Below are 2,718 nucleotides of genomic sequence, written 5' to 3'. Positions count from 1 at the left end.
CTTTTTCGGTTTCATGAGGATTTGGAGAGCGCGCCTTTTAACACCAATTGGATGTTCTGTGGCCGTTCAGCGAGTCGTCTCATGAAGTAACCGTACCAATCTTTGCCGAACGGGACATAAGACGTCACCTGGTATTCTTCTGACAGCTCCTTCAATAAATCCGTGCGGAAGCCGTAGAGCATTTGGAATTCAAAACGGTCTTTTGGGATGCCTTGTTCTTTTATGTAGTCAATCGCTGCATTGATAATATGGTGGTCATGCGTAGCGATTGAGGTGAACACCGGCTGGTCAAGCCGCAGCTTGATAAGCTTGAGGAAATTGGCATCCACTTCCTCAGCGGATTGATACGCCACTTGTTCGCTTTCCTGGTAGGCTCCTTTCACAAGCCGCAGCCTGACGTTTTGAAGTGCGTCCAAGTCTTGTTCCGAGCGGAAGAGATAAGCCTGAATAACGGTTCCGACACTGTCGAATTCTTCCCTTAAAGTATGCAATATATCGAGAGTGGGTTGGAGGTGCTCGTAATTTTCCATATCCAGGTTGACGTAAATTCCTCGCTGTTCTGCTTCAGCCGCAATTTCACGGATATTTTCCAGACAGAATTGGTCATCGATATCGAGCCCGATTTGTGTCAATTTAACGGATAAATGGGCATCCACGCCGGCTTTTGTGATAGCTTCGGCCGTTTGGATGATTTCGTTTTTTGCTTGTGTGGCTTCTTCGCGGCTGGTGACGAACTCCCCGAGCCGGTCAATAGTGGCGGAAATGCCGTCCTCATTCAATGCGCGAACGGACGCCATCATATTCGGAATATCGGTTCCAGCAACGACTTTTGCAGCGCCCAGCTGAAAGCCCCATTTTTTAGCTCCGCTGTTCAATAACCGATTATTGGATAATGCGATAAAAAAACTCCTTGTGATTTCCATTACTAGCCCTCCAGTAAAATAAAATATCAATGGCAATCCGCCCCTTGATAACAGCGGATCTAAGCGTGAATCAACCCAGTAGAACCAGCGGATGCTGAGCTTCTGCAAGGGATCGTTCTCCGTGTGGCTAGAGCATATCATAGAAATGACTGAAAATAAAAACAACTATTGAAATAATTATATTTCTTATTGTCTACCTTCCACTTATTGGGTTTTCGTAAACAAATTATTCAAAAAAGTTTTTCTGGAAAATGAAAATCCTGTCTTTTGAATGAAAAGAAAGCCTTTGTAGCCGCAATGGACAGGTAAAAGGTGTAAAATAGGCGGTATGTGTTTACAACTATTTGCCGCATACGGAAGGAGGGCTTGCAGATGAGGGCATTAGCGAAAAAAGGATTCACTTTATCTGTGCTTATTTATGCCGTTCTTCATTTCATCCAGTATTTTTATGCCAATTCTTGGACCGAGGCGATGCTGCCGATTGCCGGCTTATTCAGTTTGGTGTTTGCGTTCGGCGTGTTGCCACTCCGCAAGTTGCAGCTGCAGACATTCCTCGCGGTCACCGCAATCGGCGTGCTGGCGGCGACGAGCCAGAATTTTTGGCAGGATCTGGCGTCAGCGTTCGTCCAGATGAAAAGCCTGATCGCCTTATTGTTGATCGTTCCGATGATCAGCTGGGTGCTCAGGGAAGAGCCTTACATAGAAGAGATCATGAGCTTCGGCAACAAATGGTTGAACAAGAGCCAAACTTTTTACGCAGGACTGATGGGTATGACGCAGATCATCTCGCATTTCCTGTTGTTCGGGGTCGTGCCGATGATGTACAGGTTCATCGATTCATTTTTGAAAGACCATAAAGACGAAGCATGGGAAAATTACAAGGGGACTGCGATTCTACGCGGCTTCGCCTTGTCGACCATGTGGGTCATCAGCATTCCGAGCTTTATCTTCGCAGTGGGCGCAATGGATGCAGTGTTATGGAAGTCGATGCTGCTCGGCCTCGGCGCAGCCATTGCCGGGACCTTGCTGTCGGTGGCTTTTGCGACCGCGGATGAGAAGCGCTACGGCAAGGATTTCTCGGCCGTGCTGACGAATGAGATCGATAAAGCGGTGGCAAACTCGCGGAATGCGGGCAGCTGGAACAAAGACGTAGCCGAATTCGCTTTTCTGTTCATCTCGCTGTTTGGCACGATATTCATTCTCCACGAATGGACGGGGGCTGACTTTCTTGTCGTCATCCCGCTAGTCATTCTCGTCTGGACCTTCTTGTACTTTCTGCTCAAGAGACGAACAGGAAGTTATGCACGGGAAGCGGGGATTTATTACACAGAGGGCGTATCGAGGCAAGCTCAACAGTTCAGCATCCTGCTCGCTGCTGGCTTGCTCATTTATGCGCTCAATCAATCGACAGTCGGCGATTACGTCATCGGGGCGATGAATTATTTGACCGGCCATGTGCCGTTTTTGAATTTGTTGTTTTTGATTCCGTTTATCGTCATCTTCTTGGGCTTTATCGGGCTCGGGCCGCTGCCGGTCATCGTTCTCGTGACAGGGGTATTGGAATCGGCGGTGCTTCCGTTTCCGCCTGAACTGATCGTGCTTGCGGTGACCTCAGGCAGCGTCATCTCGATCATCCTGTCGCCGTTCGTCATGCCGGTGATCATCTTAAGCAGCGTCAACGGGTTGAGTGGCATCCGCAATGGCTTGCGCTTCAATTTAAAATTCGCCATTGCTTTCTATATCATGATCCAAGTATTCGTCCAGACTTTACTGTATTTCTGGAGTTGAAAAAATG

Annotated in this window: 2 protein-coding genes; one reads left to right on the top strand and one right to left on the bottom strand. The window is 48.1% G+C overall.

Annotated features, from left to right (window positions below):
* Positions 1–11: 11 nt before the first annotated feature.
* Complete coding sequence (locus ON064_RS17950) at positions 12–923, bottom strand: proline dehydrogenase family protein (RefSeq protein ID WP_274625834.1); 912 nt, start codon at positions 921–923, stop codon at positions 12–14.
* A 372-nt stretch (positions 924–1,295) separates the two neighbouring features.
* Between ON064_RS17950 and ON064_RS17945 the strand changes: the two genes are divergently transcribed.
* On the top strand, positions 1,296–2,711 hold the full coding sequence (locus ON064_RS17945) for a hypothetical protein (protein ID WP_274625833.1): 1,416 nt from the start codon (positions 1,296–1,298) through the stop codon (positions 2,709–2,711).
* Positions 2,712–2,718: the final 7 nt, after the last annotated feature.

This window comes from Planococcus sp. A6 (assembly GCF_028823615.1).
Classification (GTDB): Bacteria; Bacillota; Bacilli; order Bacillales_A; family Planococcaceae; genus Planococcus.
Note: the sequence above shows the minus strand (reverse complement) of the source record. Positions and strands in the feature narration are given on the sequence as shown.